This is a genomic window from Salinicola acroporae (assembly GCF_003206615.1).
Taxonomy (GTDB): domain Bacteria; phylum Pseudomonadota; class Gammaproteobacteria; order Pseudomonadales; family Halomonadaceae; genus Salinicola; species Salinicola acroporae.
Map to the genome: position 1 here is coordinate 309,113 of NZ_PZJW01000004.1, position 20,281 is coordinate 329,393.

General features: G+C 66.4%; 21 protein-coding genes. 5 read left to right on the top strand and 16 right to left on the bottom strand.

Going from position 1 to position 20,281, the window contains the following annotated elements; genetic code table 11:
• Positions 1–122 precede the first annotated feature (122 nt).
• Positions 123–857, top strand: a complete 735-nt coding sequence (locus DOM54_RS06890; protein ID WP_162619777.1) for a hypothetical protein — start codon at positions 123–125, stop codon at positions 855–857.
• Between the two features lie 145 nt (positions 858–1,002).
• Positions 1,003–1,623, top strand: a complete 621-nt coding sequence (locus tag DOM54_RS06895; RefSeq protein ID WP_110715615.1) for an NUDIX hydrolase — start codon at positions 1,003–1,005, stop codon at positions 1,621–1,623.
• A gap of 287 nt (positions 1,624–1,910) precedes the next feature.
• Here DOM54_RS06895 and DOM54_RS06900 read toward each other — a convergent pair whose 3' ends face one another.
• A complete protein-coding gene (locus DOM54_RS06900; RefSeq protein ID WP_110715616.1) occupies positions 1,911–3,146 on the bottom strand; it encodes a methyl-accepting chemotaxis protein in 1,236 nt (411 codons plus the stop codon).
• Positions 3,147–3,325: 179 nt separating this feature from the next.
• Here DOM54_RS06900 and DOM54_RS06905 point away from each other — a divergent pair, with 179 nt between their 5' ends.
• The gene (locus tag DOM54_RS06905) at positions 3,326–3,979 is read left to right on the top strand and encodes a tellurite resistance TerB family protein (RefSeq protein WP_110715617.1); all 654 of its coding nucleotides are present in this window, start codon (positions 3,326–3,328) and stop codon (positions 3,977–3,979) included.
• On the opposite strand, the gene DOM54_RS06910 is transcribed toward DOM54_RS06905, so the two are convergent.
• On the bottom strand, positions 3,976–5,217 hold the full coding sequence (locus DOM54_RS06910; protein WP_110715618.1) for an MFS transporter: 1,242 nt from the start codon (positions 5,215–5,217) through the stop codon (positions 3,976–3,978). The two genes, DOM54_RS06905 and DOM54_RS06910, sit on opposite strands and share 4 nt — an antisense overlap.
• A 103-nt stretch (positions 5,218–5,320) precedes the next feature.
• Between DOM54_RS06910 and DOM54_RS06915 the strand changes: the two genes are divergently transcribed.
• A complete protein-coding gene (locus DOM54_RS06915; protein ID WP_110715619.1) occupies positions 5,321–5,890 on the top strand; it encodes a TetR/AcrR family transcriptional regulator in 570 nt (189 codons plus the stop codon).
• Between the two features lie 3 nt (positions 5,891–5,893).
• Here DOM54_RS06915 and DOM54_RS06920 read toward each other — a convergent pair whose 3' ends face one another.
• The 14 genes from DOM54_RS06920 to DOM54_RS06985 form a co-directional block, all read right to left on the bottom strand.
• Positions 5,894–6,943 (bottom strand): EscU/YscU/HrcU family type III secretion system export apparatus switch protein, encoded by a 1,050-nt coding sequence (locus DOM54_RS06920; RefSeq protein ID WP_110715620.1) that lies wholly within the window; start codon positions 6,941–6,943, stop codon positions 5,894–5,896.
• A gap of 27 nt (positions 6,944–6,970) precedes the next feature.
• Positions 6,971–10,534, bottom strand: a complete 3,564-nt coding sequence (locus DOM54_RS06925; protein WP_110715621.1) for a hypothetical protein — start codon at positions 10,532–10,534, stop codon at positions 6,971–6,973.
• Positions 10,535–10,708: 174 nt separating this feature from the next.
• On the bottom strand, positions 10,709–11,527 hold the full coding sequence (gene sctT / locus DOM54_RS06930) for a type III secretion system export apparatus subunit SctT (RefSeq protein WP_110715622.1): 819 nt from the start codon (positions 11,525–11,527) through the stop codon (positions 10,709–10,711).
• Between the two features lie 52 nt (positions 11,528–11,579).
• Entirely contained in the window at positions 11,580–11,849 is a 270-nt protein-coding gene (sctS, locus tag DOM54_RS06935) for a type III secretion system export apparatus subunit SctS (RefSeq protein WP_110597669.1), read from the bottom strand.
• 1 nt (position 11,850) lies between these two features.
• The gene (sctR, locus tag DOM54_RS06940; RefSeq protein WP_110597668.1) at positions 11,851–12,510 is read right to left on the bottom strand and encodes a type III secretion system export apparatus subunit SctR; all 660 of its coding nucleotides are present in this window, start codon (positions 12,508–12,510) and stop codon (positions 11,851–11,853) included.
• Positions 12,503–13,759 (bottom strand): type III secretion system cytoplasmic ring protein SctQ, encoded by a 1,257-nt coding sequence (sctQ, locus tag DOM54_RS06945; RefSeq protein ID WP_162619778.1) that lies wholly within the window; start codon positions 13,757–13,759, stop codon positions 12,503–12,505. The genes sctR and sctQ overlap by 8 nt, the downstream gene beginning before the upstream one ends.
• Complete coding sequence (gene sctO / locus DOM54_RS06950) at positions 13,756–14,238, bottom strand: type III secretion system stalk subunit SctO (protein ID WP_110715624.1); 483 nt, start codon at positions 14,236–14,238, stop codon at positions 13,756–13,758. The genes sctQ and sctO overlap by 4 nt, the downstream gene beginning before the upstream one ends.
• On the bottom strand, positions 14,235–15,611 hold the full coding sequence (locus DOM54_RS06955) for a FliI/YscN family ATPase (protein ID WP_110715625.1): 1,377 nt from the start codon (positions 15,609–15,611) through the stop codon (positions 14,235–14,237). The genes sctO and DOM54_RS06955 overlap by 4 nt, the downstream gene beginning before the upstream one ends.
• The gene (locus DOM54_RS06960; RefSeq protein WP_110715626.1) at positions 15,608–16,207 is read right to left on the bottom strand and encodes a FliH/SctL family protein; all 600 of its coding nucleotides are present in this window, start codon (positions 16,205–16,207) and stop codon (positions 15,608–15,610) included. The genes DOM54_RS06955 and DOM54_RS06960 overlap by 4 nt, the downstream gene beginning before the upstream one ends.
• Positions 16,204–16,869, bottom strand: coding sequence for a hypothetical protein (locus tag DOM54_RS06965; RefSeq protein ID WP_110715627.1), 666 nt, complete (start codon positions 16,867–16,869; stop codon positions 16,204–16,206). The genes DOM54_RS06960 and DOM54_RS06965 overlap by 4 nt, the downstream gene beginning before the upstream one ends.
• Entirely contained in the window at positions 16,866–17,690 is an 825-nt protein-coding gene (sctJ, locus tag DOM54_RS06970) for a type III secretion system inner membrane ring lipoprotein SctJ (protein WP_240613799.1), read from the bottom strand. Before sctJ ends, DOM54_RS06965 begins: the two co-directional genes overlap by 4 nt.
• Before the next feature lie 3 nt (positions 17,691–17,693).
• Positions 17,694–18,146, bottom strand: a complete 453-nt coding sequence (locus tag DOM54_RS06975) for a hypothetical protein (protein WP_206019031.1) — start codon at positions 18,144–18,146, stop codon at positions 17,694–17,696.
• A 130-nt stretch (positions 18,147–18,276) separates the two neighbouring features.
• On the bottom strand, positions 18,277–18,474 hold the full coding sequence (locus DOM54_RS06980) for a hypothetical protein (protein ID WP_110597662.1): 198 nt from the start codon (positions 18,472–18,474) through the stop codon (positions 18,277–18,279).
• Positions 18,475–18,635: 161 nt separating this feature from the next.
• Positions 18,636–19,190, bottom strand: a complete 555-nt coding sequence (locus tag DOM54_RS06985; RefSeq protein ID WP_110715628.1) for a type III secretion protein — start codon at positions 19,188–19,190, stop codon at positions 18,636–18,638.
• A 236-nt stretch (positions 19,191–19,426) separates the two neighbouring features.
• On the opposite strand from DOM54_RS06985, the gene DOM54_RS06990 reads away from it, so the two are divergent.
• Positions 19,427–20,272: a tetratricopeptide repeat protein gene (locus DOM54_RS06990; RefSeq protein ID WP_162619779.1), complete on the top strand. Its 846-nt coding sequence runs from the start codon at positions 19,427–19,429 to the stop codon at positions 20,270–20,272.
• The last annotated feature ends 9 nt before the right edge of the window (positions 20,273–20,281 follow it).

A 20,281-nucleotide genomic window follows, 5' to 3' on the forward strand; every position in this document is an offset into this window, starting at 1 on the left:
GCGATCGCGGCAGAACAGCCAATATCGTGGCGCGACCTTCCTCGCTCGCTGCACACTGTCTGCACGAAACCGCGCGATAGTGCTCCTGCACCGCGTCTCGGTGCGCAACCGGAGTCGAAGTCATGAAATTTCACACGTCACTCATCGCGCTGGCCGTTGCCGCTTCCACCTTGTCACCATTGGCCATGGCCGCTCCCACCGAACAACCCAGGCCGCCTGCGCCCCACGAGGCACCCATGGCCCACGCCAACCCGCTCAAGGCGGCGGTGGTCGCCAGTTGGAACCTCGACGAGGACAAGCTGGCCAGGCTGGCCCAGGCCGACAGCGATTTCCATGCCGGTCTCCAGCAACTGCTTGGCAACGATGACCAAGCAGCGCCCGAGCAGCGCCGTGCCGCCATGGAGTCACTCCTCCAGCAGCAGCGCGAGCAACTCACCGACGTGCTCAGCGATGAACAGCTGCACGCCTACCAGATGCTGGAGCGTCCCCGGCCTCCGATGATCCGTCACGGCGGACCGCGCCTGGATCCCGAGCAGATGACCGCACAACTCGAGCAGCGCTACGCCCCGCTGTTCGCGACCTGGAATCTCGATCAGGCACAGAGCGCCAAGGTGCTCAACGCCGAACGCACCTTCTTCGATGGCTTGCATCAGTTGAAGCGCCCCGACATGAGGGGCGACGGCGAATCGCAGGACGCGCGCGGAGCCCGGTTCAAGCAGTTGCTGGAGCAGCGCCACAGCGCGCTCTCCTCGGTGCTGGACGACGAGCAGGTCACGGCATTCGAAGCACTGACCAAGCCGCCGCGTGGACCTCATCACGGCCCGCGACCGGACGGCGAGGCGCCTGCGGCCGGCTGATGCCGCCATCACGCCGATACCAGCCCTTCCTCGGAAGGGCTTTTTCATGCTCGCGCCACATGGTTGCCTGACGTCCTCGACCACAGTTGTTAGTCTTTAGCCGAACCTGCATCGTCATTCACCCTCTGCGATCGGAAACCGACCCATGGAAGATCAATGGCTCGCCTGGGCCAAGCGGCTCTCGGCGCTGGCCGATACCGGGCTGCACTACTGCCGCGACAAGTTCGATCGCGAGCGCTATGAAGAAGTCGCCGAGATTTCGGCATCGATGATGTCGGCGCTGGGCGATATTCCCATCGGCCACGTGAATCTGGCGCTGGGCGAAGGCGAGGGTCATGTCACCCCCAAGATCGATGTGCGCGCGGCGATCATCGACGACGGCAGGATTCTGCTGGTCAGGGAGAAGATGGACGGACGCTGGACGATGCCCGGCGGCTACGCCGAGATCGGGCTCTCGGCTGCCGAGAACACGATCAAGGAGGTGTGGGAAGAGGCTGGTGTCAGGGTCGAAGCCAAGCGGCTCTACGCCATCCGCCACAAGGCGAAGCACGCTTATCCCGCCGACGTGCTCGATTTCTACAAGCTGTTCTTCCTCTGTGAGCGGCTCGATGGTGCCCCGCTGGACCCTGGGCATGAAGTGCACGACGCCGCCTACTTCTCGCCCACGGCGCTGCCGCCGCTCTCCGAGCCACGCGTCATCGCCCGGGACATCGAGGATGCGTTCGCCTTCCATGCCCAGCCGCAGCGGCCGGCGCTGATCGACTAGGTCATGTCAGACAAGTACTGCGCTCCGCCGTGCGGGGTTAAAAACGGGTTCACTGAATAACGCTCAGAACGTCCGCAGGGCGAGTGGAGCGGACAACATGCTCATTGCCATCGCGTAAACGGGAGCGCCAGCCCGGGCCGCCTTTGACTCGCGACATCCTTGTCGCTCGCATTTCGTGCAGCGACGCTGTCCAGGTCGTCAATCCTGACGATTTGTCGCCAAGTGGCGCCTGGTCCGGGCTTCGCTCGTCGACTTTTCAGACAACATCCAGGGTAGGGTCGCGGCGCCTAGAACGCTTCCCACTCGGCGGTTTCCGACTCGCGGCGGCGGGGCGGCTGGGCGTCTGCAGGCCTGGTGCTCACCGCCGGCAGCGGGGCGGCCTGCGGGCGCCGCGGGCTGGTCGCGGTGCGAGTATCGAGGCGGAATACCGCAACCACCGACTGCAGCTCGTTGGCTTCCTCCTCCAGCGCCCGCGCGGCGTTGGCGGCCTGCTGCACCAGCGCGGCGTTCTGCTGGGTGACCTGATCCATCTGGGTCACCGCCTGATTGACCTGGGTGATGCCGTGGTTCTGCTCCTCCGAAGCCGCGGCGATCTCGTGCATGATCTCGCTGACCCGGGCGATCGATGTGACGATGTCGTTCATCGTGGTACCGGCCTTGTCGGCCAGGGCGGCGCCGCTCTCGACCCGCTCGGCGGAGCGCTGGATCAGGTCGCGGATCGCCTTGGCCGCATCGGCCGAACGCCTGGCCAGTGTCTGCACCTCGTTGGCGACCACGGCGAAGCCGCGGCCCTGCTCGCCGGCGCGGGCCGCCTCCACCGAGGCGTTGAGGGCGAGGATATTGGTCTGGAACGCTACCGCGTCGATGGCGTCGAGCAGCGCCACCGCCTGGCGCGAGTTCTCGCTGATCTCGTGCATCGTGCTTACCACGCCACCGACCACCTCGCCACCGCGGTGCGCCACACCGGTGGCCTCGCTCGCCAGCTGGCTCGCCTGGACCGCATTGTCGGCGTTCTGGCGCACGGTCGAGGTCAGCTGCTCCATGCTCGCGGCCGTCTCTTCCAGCGATGCTGCCTGCTGTTCGGTGCGCGAGGAGAGGTCGGTGTTGCCTTGGGCGATGCCGCTGGCGCCGTCGAGCACGTTGTCGCAGGCGCTGCGCACGTTGCCGACGGTGCGTGAGAGATGGCTCTGGGTCTGCGCCATGGCCGCGAACAGTCGCCCGATCTCGTTGTTGCCGCGGCGCTCCACCGGCACCGACAGATCGCCGGCGGCGAGCTTTTCGCAATGCTCCACCAGGCGCTCCAGCGGACGAATCACGTTGACCGTCACGCCCCACAGCACGATCGCCACCAGGACCAGGGTCGCCACCACCGCGGCGGCGATGCCGGCGTTGATCAGGGCCGGCGAGACATCGCTGTTGACGGCGTAGGCGGCCAGCCCCGCGACCCCCAGCACCAGGAGTGTGAATGCCACCAGTACCAGCAGCCAGCTGGTCTTCACGGTCATGTCTGCGAGACGTTTCATGCTTGGTTCACCTGCCTTCCCTTAGTATCCGCGTGGGTGCCGAGTACGGTTTATCGGCGCTTGCGCCAGCGCCTTGAGTACCGGCCGCTGCGGCAAACTGGCACACCTGGCCGACGCCGTGGCCCCGAGGGCGTCGCTGGCGACGTCACTTCTTCTCGACAGGCAGCGGAGTACAGCAGATGAACGCACAACGGATCCTTTCCCAGCTCATGAAGCAGGCGGGTAGCGGTCAGCGCCAGAAGTCCGGCAGCAGTGGTGTCGACATCAAGTCGCTGCTCGGCGGCGGTGCGTTGGGCATGCTGGTCGGCAGCAAGCGCGGGCGCAGCATGGGGGGCAAGGCGATCAAGTACGGCGCCTTGGCTGGCCTGGGCGCCCTGGCCTGGAAAGCCTGGCAGACGCACCAGGCGCAGAAATCGGCGCCTGCCGAGGCGACGACTGCTACGGACCAGCCGCTGGAACAGCTCTCCGGCGAGCGGCAGGAGACTCGCAGCCTGGTGATTCTGCGGGCGATGATCGCCGCCGCGCGTGCCGACGGCCATATCGATGCCCGGGAGCGGGCCGCGCTGGCCGAGCAGATCGACGCGCTCGGTGCCGACGACGAACTTCACGCCTGGGTGGAGCAGCAGATGTCCGTGCCACTGGACGCCGATGCCATCGCTCGCGATGCCGATTCACCCCAGGCAGCGCGCGAGGTCTACTTGGCCAGCGTGGCGATCGTCGATGAGCAGAACCCGATGGAGCGGGCCTGGCTCGACCAACTGTCGGCAGCGCTCAAGCTCGACGGCGATCTCTGCCGTACGCTGGAACGTCAGACCGGCGAAAGCCCGGCCTAGGCCGGGTTTGTGCATCGCGCCCGGGGCTCGGATTCGGCCTCGGGCGGGCGCTGGGTCAAGGTTCCGAAGAACGCGGCCAGGGACAGCAGCGCCACCAGGCTGCCATAGGCGTAGGTGGTGGGTATCAGGCCCAGGTGCTGTGTCATGATCCCGCCACACAGGGCCAGCGTACTGGCGGATAGATAGCAAATCACATAGAACGCTGCCATCAACGCCGACCGCTCGGTGGGCGGTGCCAGGGGCATGACGACGCGCATGGCGCCCATGAACGCGGCGCCGAAGCCGATGCCGGCGACCGCCGTCCCGACCAGTAGTATCCCCACCGCCCGTTGATGGACTCCCAGCAGCAAGCCGAGCATGCCGACGATCAGGCAGGCGGTGCCCAGCAGTACTGCCAGGCGTGGCGGTCGGGCGCGCAGGACCAGCACGCTGATGCCGCCGATGAACGGGAGCAGGAAGGTGATCAGGCAGCCCACCAGCGGGTTGTGGACACCGCTGATCGTCTCCACGAGGGTGGGCCCCAGCGAAAGCGAGAAGCCCCCCAGCGCCCAGGAGGAAACAACGGCCGGGACGACGCGAAACAGTGGCCCGCGCACGGATGGTGGAATCGTCGCTCGGGGGCGAAGTGCCGCCAGGACACCGGGACGCGGCGTCACGCTCTCTGGAATTCGCCTGAGACAGGTGCCCATGACGACGAGCAGGACGATCAGCACCAGATAGACCATTCGCATCGGCGCTGGCGCGTAGGTCACCAGCAGACCGGCGAACAGCGCGCCGATTCCCATTCCGGAGAGCGGTGCGATGCTCGCCAGCACCGGCCCGCGATGATGGTCGCTGTCGAGCATCGCCGCGGCCAGGGCGCTGGTCACGATACCGGTGGCCAAGCCCTGCAGAATCCTTGCCGCTAGCACCCAGACGAGCCCGTCGGCGACCACGAACAGCAGCAGCGACAGGATCTCGACGACGATGGCGATCGCCACCACCGGTCGCCGGCCGATGTAATCGGATAGCGAACCGGTGACCAGCAACGCCAGCAGCAGCGCGAAGACGTAACTCGCGAAGACCAGCGTCAGCCAGGTCGTGGAGAAGTGCCAGCTGGTCTGATAGATCCGGTAGAGTGGCGTCGGGGCGCTCGAGGCCGCAAGAAACGTCACCATCAATACCGCGTAGTAGACCAGCGAACCGAGCCGGGGGGCCGGATAGGCATTGGCCGACAGGGATGAAGATGGAGGTGACATGGGGGTATCCATTAATGCTAAAATTTTGCGTTAGAGAGAGTTTGAACTTGGCAGGCTCATAAAGCAAATATTTTGCGTTTGTGCTCTTCATCAGTGAACCACCATGCCGATCAAAGAAGCCGTCAGACCGGGCGGACGCAGTGCCCGGGTACAGGAAGCCGTCCATCAGGCCGTTCGCGAGCTGCAGGCGGTCAAATCGCGCGATGAGTTGACGGTGCCCCAGGTCGCCGAACTGGCCGGCGTCACACCGTCGACGATCTACCGGCGCTGGGGCAATCTGGCGGAACTGGTCGCCGACGTCTCCGTCGAGCGCATGCGCCCCGACGAGGATCCCGTGGATACCGGTACCCTGGCGGGCGACCTGCAGGCCTGGGGCGAGCAGTATCTCGAGGAGATGACATCGGTGCCTGGTCAGCGCGCCCTCAACGATGTGATGGCCAGCGCGGACAACGGGCGTCGAGAGCGCTGCTGCCGCTACAGTGAATCGCTCATGGCGACACTGCGGGAGCGTGCGCTTTCGCGCGGCGAGGCGGCGGTGCCACCCCTGGAGCGCCTCGTCGACGGTGTGGTGGCGCCGATGACCTACCGCCTTCTATACGATCGCGAATCGGCGACCGCCGCCAATCTCCGGCGCTGGATCGTCCGCGCGCTGGCCGTGGAAGATGCCGACTGACGCTCAGATCAGCTTGGCAGCCACCAGCAGGTCGGCCACCGCCTGGAAGGTCCCGTCGGGTATCGGATCGCCATTGCTGGCCCGTCTGGCGATGCTGGCAGCGAGCGTGGCGTCCGCTGCCCGGGGGAGGTGGCGGGAGTTGGCACTCACCAGCAGCGCCGCGGCCTGGTCCGGCGACGCCTTGCAGGTGACCAGCGGTACCGGCGTTTCGCCGCGCACGTAGCGAATACCGACCAGCCAGCCATCTTCGGTGCCGATCATCATCGAGGCGTGCTGCACGCCGACCTTGGCGTTCAACTGATGCATCTCGCGCCGCCGCTTGCGGCGCTCCTGGTTCATCGTCGGGTCGCCTTCCTGGTCCTTGCGCTCCCGCTTCTGCTCGGTCTTGGTCATGCGCTGGTCGCGGCGGAACAGCCAGCGCTGCAGCATCACGTCGAAGCCGCCCACCAGCAGGAACGCGATCAGCGCCGTGATCACCAGCGGTTGCAGCAGGTCGAGAAAAGTCCCCTGGATGCAGCCGAACCCGCAGCTCGACGACTCCATCAGCGACTGCAGGCCCAGGCCATAGACCACGATCAGGGCGATCCCCAGCGCCACCATCTTGAACAGCGACTTGAGGAATTCGACCAGGCCGCGCATCGAGAAGATGCGCTTGAATCCCTGCACCGGATCGACTTTCTCCGCCTTGGGCAGCACCGGTTCGGTGGCGAAGACGAATCCCTGCGACACCACGATGTTGGTCAGCACGATGATCACGAAGGTGAGTGCCACCAGTGGTACCACCGACAGCAGCAGTACCTCGCCCGCCTGCGCGACCAGCCGCGGCCACAGCGAGTCGAAGGGCTCGGTGTAGAGCCGCGCGGTGGTGTCGAGCAGGCCCTGCACCCGGGCGATGATATGGCTGGCGCTGACCGCGATGTAGAGCGTGCACGCCAGCAGCACCATGGCCGTGACCAGGTCCGCGCTCTTGGAAATCTGGCCCTTCTTGCGGGCGTCGCGAAGCTTCTTCGTCGACGGCGGTAGCGTCTTTTCCTCGGATGGTTGCTGGCTCATGGTGCGATGTGTTCACCTGCCGAGGCGTCAGGAGCCGACGGTCGAGCCCTCGTCCATCTTGGTGTCGAGATTGCTGCCATCGCCGGCGTAGTCCTCATGATCGAAATCGTCCCAGGTAGAGTCGGGAAGATGGCCCTCCCGCACGTAAAACTCGTACTCGTCACTCCGGTAGTCGAGGATGCTCTCGTCGTCCGGGGCGTCGCGCTGGCCGTAGTTCCGGACATACGCTTCGAGGAACTCGTAGCGCGTCACGCCATCCTCGGTCAGTAGACCATCCTGGTCGAGGGAGGTGAAGAGCTCCTTGAGGTCGGCTTCGTGTCCTTCCAGTGCGTTGGTGCGCTTGATGTCCTGGACGATGGAAAACGGCAGCGTCGCCAGCGTCAGGCCGGCGGAGATCCAGAACAGCGGCCCGGTGGCGGCGCGGGCGACGGCAATGCCCTTGAGGGCGGCCAGCGACGAGGCGCCGCCGGCAAGGCCGAAGGCGCCCGCCGCGACGGTCACCGCGCCCTGGCCGATGGTGGCGCCATCGCCGGCGTCCGCGCCGCGCTTGATCATCAGCCCACCGAGGGCGATGTCCAGCGCACCGGTGGCCGAGTTGGCGGCCCCATCCAGCACGCGCAGGAAAGAGCTGACAGAGCGGGTCGTCGTCGTGGCATCGGGCAGGGCCGGGTTCTTGGCATATCCGTTCTGGGCGCCCTCGACTACCTTCTTGGCGTCTTCATAGGAAATATCCAGCTTCTTGGCGAGTGCCTTCTGATCGCCTACCGGGGCGTCGTCGATGATCTGCTGGATATTCTCGCTGAAACGCTCCCAGGTGTGGGCATCAGGAGCGGGCGCCTTGCCCTTGACCTTATCGTCGGCCCAGATCTGCGGTAGCGTCTTGTCCAGCCCCAGCATGGCGTTGACGTTGGTGCCCTTGACCTTGTCTCTGATGTGGCTGCCGAGGTTGACGAAGTGCTGGCTGGCGCCGAGGAAACTGATGAACTCCTTGGCCACGGCCATCCGCGCCTCGTCGCTGTCGGCCAGCTTGCTGCCACCGCCGGCGAGCTGGTAGATGCCCGAGGCGAGCGAGATCAATCCGCCGGTCGAGCCCAGCGCGCCGTTGCTGTTGAGCGTGCTGATCAGCGACAGCATGCCGCCGTTGGTCTTCTCGTTGAGCGCCTTGTAGACGCCGTTCTTCATCAGGCCGTCGATATCCGACTGGGTGATGGCGCCGTTTTTCTGGAAGCGGTCGCCCAGCTCCTGCAGCGCCTTGCCGAAATTCTTCGCCGTCTGCTGATCGTTGAGATACTCGTTGACGAACTTGTCGATCGACTCCGCCGTGCGCCTCGGAATATCCACACCGGCACGCTTGAGCGCGGTCAGTACCATCTTGACCACATCCTGTGTGGCCGTCGCGGTGTTGGCATCATTGATCTGGTCGGGGTTGGCGAGCAGGTCATCGAGATCGGTGATCATCGAGTCGAGCTGTAGATTCTGGGCGAATTCGGCCGCCTTGTCGCTCTCTTCGGTGGCCGGGAACAGTGTCGAGAGCGCATTGTAGGTCCGCGAGATATCCTGCTCGGCGAGCTCACCCTGGCCGCTCTCGCGCAGGTCGTTGATGTAGTCGATGTACGCTTCGCTGAAGGCGGTCTCCTCCAGTCGTGATGCGATGCCGTCCTTGTCGGCGACCTTGTCGACGGCGCCTTCCTGGGCTTCCAGGTAATCCTGCTGCACGGCATCGGAGGCGAAAAGGTCGCCGAGACGGGTATCGAGTTTCTCGCCATCGATGATTGACGAGAGATCATCGCCGGTGACGTGATCGAGGCTCAGCCCCTCCGAGATATCGAGGCCGACCAGGTCCAGGCCGTTGTCGAGCGCCCCCTGGGCGCGCAGGGCACGGTAGAACTGGGCGCGCTCGTCGTTCTTGTCGATGCTGCCGTCCTCGATCCCCGTCTTCCACGCTTCGATCAGGTTCTGCCAGGTCAGCTCGCTGACGGTCAGCTTGCGTGAACTGTCGTCCGGGTCGCTCTCGCTGGTCTCCATCGACTGGATGTCGACATCGCTGAAGGCCGGCAGGTCGTGATCGCGCCGCGCCGTGTCCAGCTCCGCGTTGTCGGACAGGCGCTGGGTGTTGGTCTCGCCGCCGTGCCGCGACCAGTAACCGTCGAAGACATTCTGGACCGCCTGGCCATCGTCTCCGGCCGCGTGCCGGATCCGCTCGCGCAGGTCGTCGTTGACCTGGGTGGTGGCCTCCTCGCGGGAGGCGCCGTCGCTCAGCTTGCTGTCGATCAGGTTCTGGTAGAGCTGTGACAGCGTCTCCGAGCTTTCGATATGCAGAATCTGGCGCGAGTCGGTCAGGGTGCTGCCTGCCAGGCCGGATGAGAGCGCGTTGAGGTTGTCCTCGTAGTCCGGGTTGTCGGTCACGGTGTGGTCGGCGAGGAAGTCGTCGTAGGCTGCGTAGCCGGCGTCGATGGCGGCGTCCTTGCCGCCATGACGCTCCCAGTAGCCGTTGAGCACGTCGAGTCCGTCGTCGCTGTCCTTGTCGGCGTCGGTCAAGGCGTTGCCGGTGCGTGCGAAGAGGTCTTCCCTGGCGTCGTCGATGGCCGCTTGGAGATCCGGGGCGTCGCCGCGCTCACGCTGCTGGTCGAGTTGATACGCCACCAGCTGGCGGAACTGGCTGGCGGCCTCTCCGGTCAGCGGTCTTACCGTGCGGTCATCGATATCGATGCCTTCGGCCATGTCGGAGGAGAGCGAATTCAGCGTGTCGTCGTAGGCGATGTCGCCCTCGTCGCGATTGGCCAGATAGCTCTCCTGGGCCAGCTTCTCGGTATCGGCTTCGCCACCGTGACGCTTGAAATAGCCGTCGAAGACATTGGCGACGTCACCACCGCCGACGCTATCGATGCGCTCGCGCAGATCGTCGTTGACGTGATCCATCGCTTCCTGAGTATCGTCGCCCTGATCGATCCGGTTCTGGATCAGATTCTTGTAGAGTCGGGAGAGCGTGTCCGATGCGTCGAGATGCAGGATCTTGCGTTGGTCGGTCAGCGTGCCGCCGGCCATCCCCAGGGCCAGCGCATTGAGGTTGTCTTCGTAATCGGGGTTGTCTGTCAGCGTGGTATCGGCCAGGAAGTCGCCGTAGGCGTCATAACCCGCGTCGATCGCGGCCTCTTCGCCGCCGTGGCGCTTCCAGTAGCCTTCGAAGACATCCAGGCCCTTGTCGGCGTTGCGGTCGGCGTTGTCGAGGGCATGCCCGATGCGGTCGAACAGTGCTTTCCTGGCGTTGTCGATCGCCTTGGCTAGGTCGGGGCGCTTGCCGTCGGCGCGCTGGGCGTTGAGCTCGGCGGTGACCAGCTTCTCGAACTGGTCCGCGGCGCCCCCCGTCAGACTGGAAACCCGACGCTTGTCGATGTCGATGCCGTCCGCCATGTCCACCGCCAGCGAATTCAGCGTGTCCTCGTAAGCCTGACTGCCGGGTTCGAGATCTTCTTTCTCCGCGCCACCCTCCTTGGCCATTTTCTGCGCCAGCTCGAGCAAGGAGGTGAAGACCTGAGTGGGGGCGGACGAGACCGGATCTTTGTCGAGGGTGACATCATCGTTGACGCGCATCGGCTTGTTCTCTCTACAAGGAGGTTGGCTCGAGGACGCCGACGTTCGATCCATGAACAGGACGGGACGGCATCGCGGGAAGACGCCTCCAGTATTCCGGCGCCGGATGACGCCCCGATGGCAACGGTGAAACGCCAAGTAACGGACTGTATGGCTTTGGTGGGGGAACGGCGGCTATCGCATCGCGCCGAGAATGGCTTCGAGACGCGCCATGTTGAGCGCGACGATATCGAGCTTGTCGACCATCAGCGGGATCAGGAAGACCACGTAGATCAGCATCAGGAACGCGAACAGCAGGTTCTTGATCGGTAGCGACAGATCGAAGGCGTGAAGGTTCGGTGCCATCCTGGCGACGTAGGCCAGCATCAGGTCGGCGATCAGCAGCGCGATCACCAGCGGGGCGATCATCAGCACGCCGACCTGCATCACCTGGTCGAGCAGACCGAGCAGCGACATCGCCGAGGTCTGCGACAGCAGCGGCACGAAGTCCACCGCCGGCCACAGCGCATAGCTGCGATAGAAGCCGTCGAGCAGCAGCATGAAGCCGCCGGTGATGAAGAACAGTGCCAGCAGCGTGATCGTCAGCAGCGTCGAGGTCACCCCGGTTTCGGTCGCGCCCATCGGATCGACGATCTGTGCCATGGTCGAGCCGCGCTGCAGGTCGATCAGCTCGCCGGCCACCTCGGCCGCCCAGAACGGCACGCCGAAGACCAGGCCGATGGCGACGCCGATCAGCAGCTCCTTGATCACCATGCCGGCGACGCTGAAGGTCGACAGGGTCTCCGCGTTCACCATGGCGTCGAACAGCGGCACGATCAGCGGCAGCGAGATCGTCACCGCCACGGCGGAGCGGATCATGCCGGTCAGCCCCAGGCGATTGAAGGCCGGCGTCACCAGCACCATGCCCAGGGCCCGGGCCACGCCAACGGCCGCCGCCGCGATCAGCGGATAGGCGAAGTCGGTGAGGAACTGGGCAAAATCGTCGTAGTTCATCGATCTCTTGGATTTCTCAAGAAGGAAGCGCAGCCGGTCAGGTCGCGTTTCCTCAGCGCGACCAGGCGGCGAAATTGTCCAGCACCTGATCGGTGAGATTGACGATCTGCCCGGCCAGCAGCGGCCCCGAGAGAATCAGCACCAGCAGTACCGCGACCAGCTTGACCGCCTGCGGCAGCGTCTGGTCCTGGATCTGGGTCAGCGCCTGCAGCAGGCCGACGCCGAAACCGACGGCGATCGCCACCAGCAGCGCCGGTGCCGACACCAGCAGCACCGTCCACAGGGCGTTCTTCATCAGTGAGAGAAAGATGTCGTCGGTCATCCTAGCCGCCTCCGTAACTCAAGATCAGTCCATGCATCAGCCGCGACCAGCCGTCTACCGCCACGAACAGGAAAATCTTCAGCGGAATCGAGATCAGCGTGGGCGAAACCATCATCATGCCCATCGCCATCAGCACGTTGGAGACGATCAGGTCGATGATCAGAAACGGGATATAGAGCAGAAAGCCGATCTCGAAGGCGCGGGTCAGTTCGGAACTGACGAAGGCGGGAATCAGTACGATCAGGTCGTCGCTCTTGAGGTCCTCGCGGGCTTCGTCGGACCACAGCGTGCGGGTGGCATCGATGAAGAACGCCCGCTCGTGTTCACTGGCGTAGCGCGACAGATACGCCTGCAGCGGCCCGCGCAGGGCCTCGCCGGTCTGCTTGATCTCCTCGACGCTGGCCAGGCCCGCCGAGCGCTGCTCGAACTCATGGGCCATCTCGCCGATCAACGGCGTGGTGATATAGACCGTCAGGATCAGTGCGATGCCGTAGAGGACCAGGTTAGGGGGCGTCTGCTGCACCCCGAGGGCGTTGCGGATCAGGAACAGCACCACCGAGATCTTGAGAAAGCCGGTCATCGTCACTACCGCCAGCGGCACCAGGCCGATGGTGGCGACCACGATGATGATCGCGATCAGGTTGGGCTGAAACTCAGTCATCCCCGGCGCGCCCGTCGTCGAGCGCGAGCCTCTCGACCTGCACCCCGATCGCGTCACCGATGGCAATCAGGCGTCCACGCCCCATCCGCCGGCCGTTGACGACCAGGTCGACCGCCCGCTCGGGACGCCGTTCCAGCGGTAGCACGCTGCCCTCGCCGAGTTGGCGCAGTTCGCCGAGCGAGAGCTCCAGCCGACCCAGTTCGCAGGTCAACTGTACCGGCAGGTCGTCCAGGTTCCGGTCGACCGAATCTAGAGGGCTCGTGTGCGAACTATCCACGTCCGGTACTTCCGGCGTCGGTGCCGAACTCTCCTGGGCCGTTCCGGATCGCTCGGGGGATGTTGATTTATCCACAGGGGGTTCGCTCATGGCACTCTCTTTATAAGGACGGTTCGGGGCTTCGCAGGGGGAATTCGGGACTCGTTCGGGGGAACTCGCGCCGAGCGGCCCTTCGACATGCAGACCGGTCTCGCCAAGGCGGGCCCGGCAGCCGAAATGGTCGGCGAGATTCAGTCGGACGCCGTCGGCGGTTGCGCCGTCGAGCATGACCACGTCGCCGGCGCGCAGGCTGCGCCATTGGCCCAGCGTCAGGGTCTGGGCGCCGCTCTCGATTCGCAGGGTCGCCATGATGCCGTCGGCCGGGGCGCGGTGCGCCGGGAAGGCACTGTCGAGCGTCGACAGCAGTCGCTCGGCGGTGGCCACCGGCAGATCGAGGGCGAGCGGGTGCGATTCGCCCTCGAGCTCGAACGCGACACAGATGCGCGCGGGGCGCTCCACGGTTGCCGATATCGCAGGCCGCAGCTGGATGTCGATGCCCAGCCGGCGCTCCAGCGGCTCCAGCCACTCCAGCCAGACGACCTCCAGCCACATGGCGGCCAGCTCGCGATCCACCTCGCGCAGGTCTCGCCGGAGATCGGGATGCTGACCGAGCCGGTCCAGTGCCGCTGCGCTGCCGGACAGGGTCAGGGGTTCCCCGCCCAGGTCGAGGGTGATCGACCAGGCCGGCTCGATGGCGGTGTCCTCGGGCAGCAAGCGCAGCGTGGCCTTGCGGTCGCGCCAGTCGAATTCGAGCGGCCGGCGAGCGACGTGCAGCGCGTTGTGCAGCGCCAGACGGTCGGCCGCCATCGCGGGCAGCGATGCCAGCGACAACGGTGTCGCCCGGCCCGGCGCGGCGACCTCGGGTGCAACGTCGGCCGTGGTCGTCGAGGGCGGGTCCGAAACCCGTCGAGACGTCGTGGATAGTTGGGTCACCTCTGCGCTCCCTGCGGCGGTCGCATCTCTTCCATCTCCAGCTCCGCCAGCCGCTCGGCATCGACCGCCTGCGCGCGGGAGCGATCGGCCTGCAGGCGGTCCAGCGCCTGCTCGGCGCGCCGGCATCTCGCCCATTCGGCGGCCCGCTCGTCGCGTTCGGCATCGGCGGTCCGGCGCTCCCGCACCAGCTTTCGCCGCTGCTGGAGCAACGATTCCTGGCGTCCGGCATCGTCGGCCAGCGTCTGCTGCCACGCCGCCATGGCCTCGGCGCCCATCGGCTGCTGCGCGCTGTCGTCGAAGAGCGCCTGCTCGCGACGCCTGGAGGCGCGCTGGTGCTGGTCGAGAGAAACCTCCAGTGCCTGGTGGCGGGCGTCCAGGTCGCGACAGCGGCGCTGGCTCGCCGTCAGTGCCTCCTCGGCTCTGCGGGTACGATGACGCCGCAGCTGCATCAGGCGCTCGAGTGGGTGCAACGAGGTCATTGGGCGATCTCCTTCAGCCGCTTCAACGTCTCCGCGAAATCGCTGCGATCGTCACGGGACTGGCGCAGGAAGGCCTCGATCTCGGTGTGCTTGCGAATCGCCTCGTCGGTGGCGGCGTCGCTGCCCTCGCGATACTCGCCCACCTGAAGCAGCAACTCGACGTCCCGATAGCGCGCCATCAGGTCGCGGACCTTGGCCGCGTGACGGCGATGCTCGTCGTCGGCGACGTTCTCCATCAGCCGGCTGCGGCTGGCCAGCACATCGATCGCCGGAAAATGGTCACGCCGTGCGAGCTCGGCGCTCAATACGATGTGTCCGTCGAGGATGGCGCGGGTCTCCTCCGCCACCGGGTCCAGGGTGCCGTCTCCCTCGGTCAGCACCGTGTAGATGGCGGTGATGGTGCCGCTGGCGGAATCGCCCGGGCCGGCGCGTTCGAGCAGCCGGGGCAGGGCGGCGAACAGCGATGGCGGGTAACCGCGTCGGGTCGGCGGTTCGCCCGCGGCCAGGCCGATCTCGCGCTGGGCACGGGCAAATCGAGTGAGGCTGTCGACCAGCAGCAGCACGTCGCGGCCCTGGTCGCGGAAATACTCCGCCACGCCGGTGGCGACCAGCGCCGCGCGGGCGCGCTCGATGGCGGGGCGGTCCGAGGTGGAGACGACACAGACGGTACGGCGACGCGCGTCGGCGTCCAGCTGCACGTCGAGCAGTTCGCGCACCTCGCGGCCGCGCTCGCCGACCAGGCCGAGCACCACCACCTCGGCGCTGCTGCCCTTGACGATGGCCGAGAGCAGCGACGATTTACCCACGCCGGGTTCACCGAACAGGCCGACACGCTGGCCTCTCGCCACGGTGTTGAGCGCATCGATGGCACGCACGCCGAGCGCCAGCGGTTGCTCGATCAACTGGCGGCGCAGTGGCGCGGGCGGCTCGGCATGCACGGGATACTCGCGCAGCGGGGGGGCCGAGTGTGCGGTATCGCCGGGCGGCGTCGCCGCAGCGTCCAGCCACTCTCCCAGCGGGCTGATGACCCGGCCCAGCAGCGCTTCGCCGACCGCCACGCCTTGGGCGCGCCCGGTAGCGATCACTTCGCTGCGCGTGGAGAGTCCGTGAAGTTCACCGATGGGCGAGAGGATCGCGTCCTCTTCCTCGAAACCGACCACTTCGGCGGCGACGCGACGTCCGCTGACCGGGTCGCGCAGATAGCAGAGTTCGCCGATGCTGACGCTCTCGATGCTGGCGTGAATCAGCAGGCCGCGGATGCGGCGCACCCGACCGCTGACCCGGCGGGTCTCCGTCCGGGCCAGGCGTTGGCCGAGCCTCGGCAGCAGCGTGTCGAGCGCGACCGTGGCCCGGTCCGGGTCAGGTCGGCTCATGCCGGCTCCTGGCCGTCCACCGGCGCGTCGAGCAGCGCCTGGCGGAGAACGTCGAGTTGCGAATCCACACCGATGTCCATCACCGCGACCGGGGTCATCAGCAGGCACTGTTCCGGCCCCAGTTGGGGGTCGGCTTCGACCTCGTAGTCTTGCGTGACGGTTGGATCCGCCGAGAGCAGCGTCGCCACTCGCGCCTCCAGCGATGGGGCCACGCGAATACGGATCCGATGCTCCTGCCGCCACTCGCGCAGCGCCTGGCGAACGCAGTGGGCGACCAGCTCTGCCTCGTCGAACTCGCCGAGCAGGCGTCGGACCAGGTCCAGCGCGAGTTCGGCCAGCGCCGGTTCGAGATGCTCCAGGTAGCGAGCCACGTCATCCCGGGTGGTCGTCAGCAGCCGGGCGGCTTGTATCTCGCCTGCGCGACGCCCGGCCTCGAAGCCCTCGGCATAAGCCTCGTCGCGGGCTTCACGAAGCACCCGATCCTGGTCGGCCGCCTGTCGGCGCGCGCGGTCCAGAAAGGCGTAGCCATCGATCCAGGCTTCGGCTTCCTCGGCACGCAGAATCACCTTGCCGGGACGGGGCGGCAGTGAATTCATGGCCGGTCACCCCCTAGATCCGGCGCTGCCGGCCCAGCGGGCTGATCCTCGGCGGCAGCCGCCGTTTCGGCGCCAAGTCGCTCGGCGGCGGCCAGGCGTGCGATCGCCACGGCGCCATCGTTCGCCTCGGCGTCGTCGCGCTCCAGCCTGCCGTACCAGCCCAACCGCAACCAGGCGCGCAGCGCGGCGGGCTGGGCGTCGGCCCAGGCCAGCAGACAGCTTCTGCCATCCCGCTCGACCCGGGCCTCGAAGGCGTCGAGATCGCCCAGGTCGCTCTCCTCGGTCTGGCCATGCTCCCGCTTGGCCAGTGCCAGGGCGTAGAGCTCGGCACCGAAGCGCTGTCTGACTGCCGCGACCCGGGGCGCCCGGATCTCGCGGACCAGGGCACTGGCATGGAAGATGATGCCCGCCGCGCGAGTACAGGCTGTCAGCGCTTCCCCATCGAGCAGGCAAAGCGTCTGGTCGATGGGGTCTCTCGGCGGCAGTTCGGCCTGGATGGGGAGGTCGTGGCGGCGCCGGAGCCGTTCGGCCAGTCGATGCTGGAACCGCGGCTGGCGGCACCAGCGGTGCAGCGTCTCGTCGCTGGCGATACCGTCCAGGGTGCCGATCCAGTGGGCCGGATCGATTCGCACCGGCAGCTCGGGCAGTGGCGTCGCCGTCATGACGGGGTCGCCAGGTCGTAGGGGCGTTGGCGGCGCTGGCGCCAGACCAGCCAGCCGACCGCGATGCCGAGTACGAGAATCGCCACGCTCAGCAGACCGAACAGCCAGCCGGCACGCGCCACGCTGGCGGCCGGCATCGCGATGCCAAGAAACGAGCTCATGGCCGGCTGAGGGGCCGAGCGTGTCTCCTCGGGCAGGGATGAGACCACCGGCACCACCGATACCTTGTCGTAGGAGAGGCCGGCGATACCGTTGGCCACCAGGGTCTTGATCTGCGGGATCAGCGGGGCGATATCCAGCGAAGGAATGTAGCGCACGAAGACCGAGGCCGAGGAGGGCGTGCTGTTCTGCTGCAGCAGGTCGTTGTCAGGCAGCACCACGTGGACCCGTGCTGACAGCACGCCGTCGATCTGGGAGACGGTGTGGGAGAGTTCCTGGCTCAGCGCGTAGATCATCTGGGCGCGCTCCTGGACCGGTGACGACACCAGGCCGTTGCCCTGGAAGACTTCGCCGAGATTGGCGAACTTGCGTTCCGGCAGACCGGCGCGGTCGAGCACGTCGACCGCTTCGGCAAAGCGGCTCTCGTCGACGGTGACGCGCATCCGGCCCTCATCCTCGGCATGGCGACTGGCGGGGATGCCGTTGCGTGCCAGGGTCGCCACGATGACATTGGCCTCGCGCTCGTCGAGCTGGGTGTAGAGATCGGTGTCGCAGGCCTGTAGCAGCAGGGCCATCACCAGCAACGCAAGCCAGTGCAGCGGGTGTCGGTAACGGTTTCGGAATGGCCACGAAGGGCTGAAGCGTCGATCGAGAGGCGCCAAGGGTCATTGACCTTTTAGTAGGGTGTTGGCCGAGCCCGATACCTGAGTGGCACCTCGCACCACCATGGTGGTCTCGATGGAGTGGTCGAAGACCTGGCTCAGCGAATCGACGACTTTCGCCATCTTGTCGTCGCCGATGGCGGTGGGCCTGTCGCCGGCATCCGGCGCTGGCGAGACTTCCTGGGTGGTCACCTTGGCGAAGCGATCGGGGGCCTGGGCATCGGGAACCTTCGCCTGTTGCGCGAAGCTGTTGACCCGGTCGACGAAGCCGTCGAGATTGTTGATCAAGTTCGAGCCCAGCTCGCCGGGGCTTGCGCCAGGGGGCGCGGCGCCGGCCTGGCCGGCCATGTGCTCGAACAGGTTCTGCGATGCCAGCGTCTTGGCGCTCATCTCCGATGGGGTCGGCGCGGGTGTCGTCATCGGCACCCCCGCCCCCGGTGGTGTCACGGGAGTCATCCTTCACCTCGTGTTCGGGCCCATGATGGGCCGATGTCGATTCCAATGACGGCGACCGGTCATCACGGCGCGTCGCCCCAACCGGTCGTCGTCCCTCGCCACCTCGCGTGACTCGGGCTTGGATGTCCGTCTACTCTTCGCCGCCCGACATGGCCTCGCTGAGCATCTCCTTCATCATCGGCATCAGGATCAACTGCCCTCCAACCTGAACCATGCCCTCGGACATCGCTTCCTGGAACTTGGCATTGTCGACGGCGTCGTCGAAAGCCTGGGAGTCGGGGGTGGATTCGCCAGTCGCGCTGGCATTGCCTACGGCATCGATAGCCATGTGTCGTCTCCTTCGGTTTGGCATTGACCGATCGGCGTCGAGCCGTCGGTGAGTCGTCGTACCGTTCTTAGAGAGCGTGTTCGGGAACGGTCATTGATGAGCGTCGCCGTGGAATGACGGCCCGCTCGTTCCTGCCTCGTTGTCCTGACTGCCGCACACGATTACTGTGCGACGGCCGGTTGCGCCACGCTGCCCCGGAAGACCTTGACCTCACCGGGTGCCGAGGGCGCTGGCATCCGCCTGGAATCCTCCACCCGCTGCGCCACCTCCGTCAGCCAGGCGGGCGGGCCCATCGCCTCGAGGCGGTGGCGGCCATCCTGGAAATCGGCACTCAATGGCGAGCCGATCCTCGTCGCCTCGATCTCGGCGCTCAAGCGCGACACGTCGACTCCGTCGAGATCGAAGCTTCGACGACCCAACTCCTCGCGCGCGGCGACGTGGAGCACATAGCCGTCGAAGAACCACGCCAGCCCGTTCGCCCGGCAGACCTGTTGCAGAAAGGCCTGAGCGGTGTCGGCGTGGATATCGCCGCGGACCTCGCCCGTCACCGCGCTACTGACCTCGACCGGCAGCGACAGGTTGCGTCCGAACTCCTGCAACACGTCGCGCACGTTCTGATCGATCACCACATAGCGGTAGCTTTGGTCTGCCCATGGGGCGTCGGCGGCGAAGGCACCGTTGCCCGCCAACCCGAACACCAACGCGATGACGACCAAGGATCGCCACCGGGCTCCATGGCGGCGAATGCCCATGAGGGCCACTGCCGCAGACGCTTCAATAACCCTAGCAAGATCGCGATGACGGTTTGGTGGCCGGTTATATGTCTTTTTGTGGCTTTCGCTTGCCCTGTGTAAACGACTGTCACCGTTCATTGACATGCTGCGCTGCCCCAAGCCGCCGGTTCTCCGGTACGCTGTTCCTCCACTCCTCGAGCCTCTGGACTGATTCACGGATGAAGTCATCTTCTACGGTTTCTCGAATGGCCTCGACCCGCGCGGCGACGGTCCGCCGCAAGGGTGTGACATGGGCGGCGGTCGTCGCCGTCGGGTTCGCTCTCTCCGCGTGCGCGGCGACGCCGTCCGATACTCGCGAGGGCCGGCTGCTCAAGCTGGCCGACGATGTCGACCAGCGCGGCGACCACGCCACGGCAGCGGCCATGTACGAACGTGCGCTGGAGCAGGGGGAACCGTCCGCCGAGCTGCTGATTCGCCTGGGCAATGCGCGCCTGGCCGCTGGAGAGCCCGAGGCCGCGGCGCGGGCCTTTCGGCAGGCACTGGCCGACGATCTCGACCTGGCCCCGGCACTGCTGGGCCTGGGCACGGCCCAACTGCGATTGGGCGAGCCCCAGGGGGCGCTGCGCAGCCTCTCGCGGGCCGCCCCCAAGCTCGACAGCGTGGCTGCCTGGAGCCGTCTGGGCGCCGCGCAGGCGCTGGCGGGGCATCCCGGTCGGTCGGTCGAGGCCTTTGCCAGGGCCGCGCGGCTCGAACCGCGGGATCTCGACGTCCAGGCCAATCTGGCGCTGGCCGAGTCGCTGGCCGGCAATGACGCCAAGGCCGTCGCCGGCATGCGTCTGGTTGTCGACTCTCCCCTCGCCGAAGCGCGCCATTACCGTAACCTCATTCTGGTGCTGGTACTGGGCGGGCAGCGCGAAGAAGCCCGTCGTGTCGAGATTCCCGACCTGCCGGCGTCGCGGCGCGAGTCGTTGATCGCCAGCGCCGAGCGCATTGCTGCGCTGCCCAGTGCCGCTGCACGTGCCCAGGCCCTCGGCATGGCCCAGGCTTCCGCCGCGCGCGAGTGAACTCACGCC

What these genes read in the sequence shown, in the direction of transcription:
- DOM54_RS06960 (WP_110715626.1), bottom strand. Translation starts at nt 16,207, where the DNA reads ATGAATTCACTGCCGCCCCGTCCCGGCAAGGTGATTCTGCGTGCCGAG.
- sctO (WP_110715624.1), bottom strand. Translation starts at nt 14,238, where the DNA reads ATGACCTCGTTGCACCCACTCGAGCGCCTGATGCAGCTGCGGCGTCAT.
- DOM54_RS06895 (WP_110715615.1), top strand. Translation starts at nt 1,003, where the DNA reads ATGGAAGATCAATGGCTCGCCTGGGCCAAGCGGCTCTCGGCGCTGGCC.
- DOM54_RS06890 (WP_162619777.1), top strand. Translation starts at nt 123, where the DNA reads ATGAAATTTCACACGTCACTCATCGCGCTGGCCGTTGCCGCTTCCACC.
- DOM54_RS06975 (WP_206019031.1), bottom strand. Translation starts at nt 18,146, where the DNA reads ATGACTCCCGTGACACCACCGGGGGCGGGGGTGCCGATGACGACACCC.
- DOM54_RS06990 (WP_162619779.1), top strand. Translation starts at nt 19,427, where the DNA reads ATGAAGTCATCTTCTACGGTTTCTCGAATGGCCTCGACCCGCGCGGCG.
- DOM54_RS06925 (WP_110715621.1), bottom strand. Translation starts at nt 10,534, where the DNA reads ATGCGCGTCAACGATGATGTCACCCTCGACAAAGATCCGGTCTCGTCC.
- DOM54_RS06980 (WP_110597662.1), bottom strand. Translation starts at nt 18,474, where the DNA reads ATGGCTATCGATGCCGTAGGCAATGCCAGCGCGACTGGCGAATCCACC.
- DOM54_RS06920 (WP_110715620.1), bottom strand. Translation starts at nt 6,943, where the DNA reads ATGAGCCAGCAACCATCCGAGGAAAAGACGCTACCGCCGTCGACGAAG.
- DOM54_RS06965 (WP_110715627.1), bottom strand. Translation starts at nt 16,869, where the DNA reads ATGACGGCGACGCCACTGCCCGAGCTGCCGGTGCGAATCGATCCGGCC.
- DOM54_RS06900 (WP_110715616.1), bottom strand. Translation starts at nt 3,146, where the DNA reads ATGAAACGTCTCGCAGACATGACCGTGAAGACCAGCTGGCTGCTGGTA.
- DOM54_RS06915 (WP_110715619.1), top strand. Translation starts at nt 5,321, where the DNA reads ATGCCGATCAAAGAAGCCGTCAGACCGGGCGGACGCAGTGCCCGGGTA.
- DOM54_RS06905 (WP_110715617.1), top strand. Translation starts at nt 3,326, where the DNA reads ATGAACGCACAACGGATCCTTTCCCAGCTCATGAAGCAGGCGGGTAGC.
- sctT (WP_110715622.1), bottom strand. Translation starts at nt 11,527, where the DNA reads ATGAACTACGACGATTTTGCCCAGTTCCTCACCGACTTCGCCTATCCG.
- DOM54_RS06955 (WP_110715625.1), bottom strand. Translation starts at nt 15,611, where the DNA reads ATGAGCCGACCTGACCCGGACCGGGCCACGGTCGCGCTCGACACGCTG.
- sctR (WP_110597668.1), bottom strand. Translation starts at nt 12,510, where the DNA reads ATGACTGAGTTTCAGCCCAACCTGATCGCGATCATCATCGTGGTCGCC.
- DOM54_RS06910 (WP_110715618.1), bottom strand. Translation starts at nt 5,217, where the DNA reads ATGTCACCTCCATCTTCATCCCTGTCGGCCAATGCCTATCCGGCCCCC.
- sctS (WP_110597669.1), bottom strand. Translation starts at nt 11,849, where the DNA reads ATGACCGACGACATCTTTCTCTCACTGATGAAGAACGCCCTGTGGACG.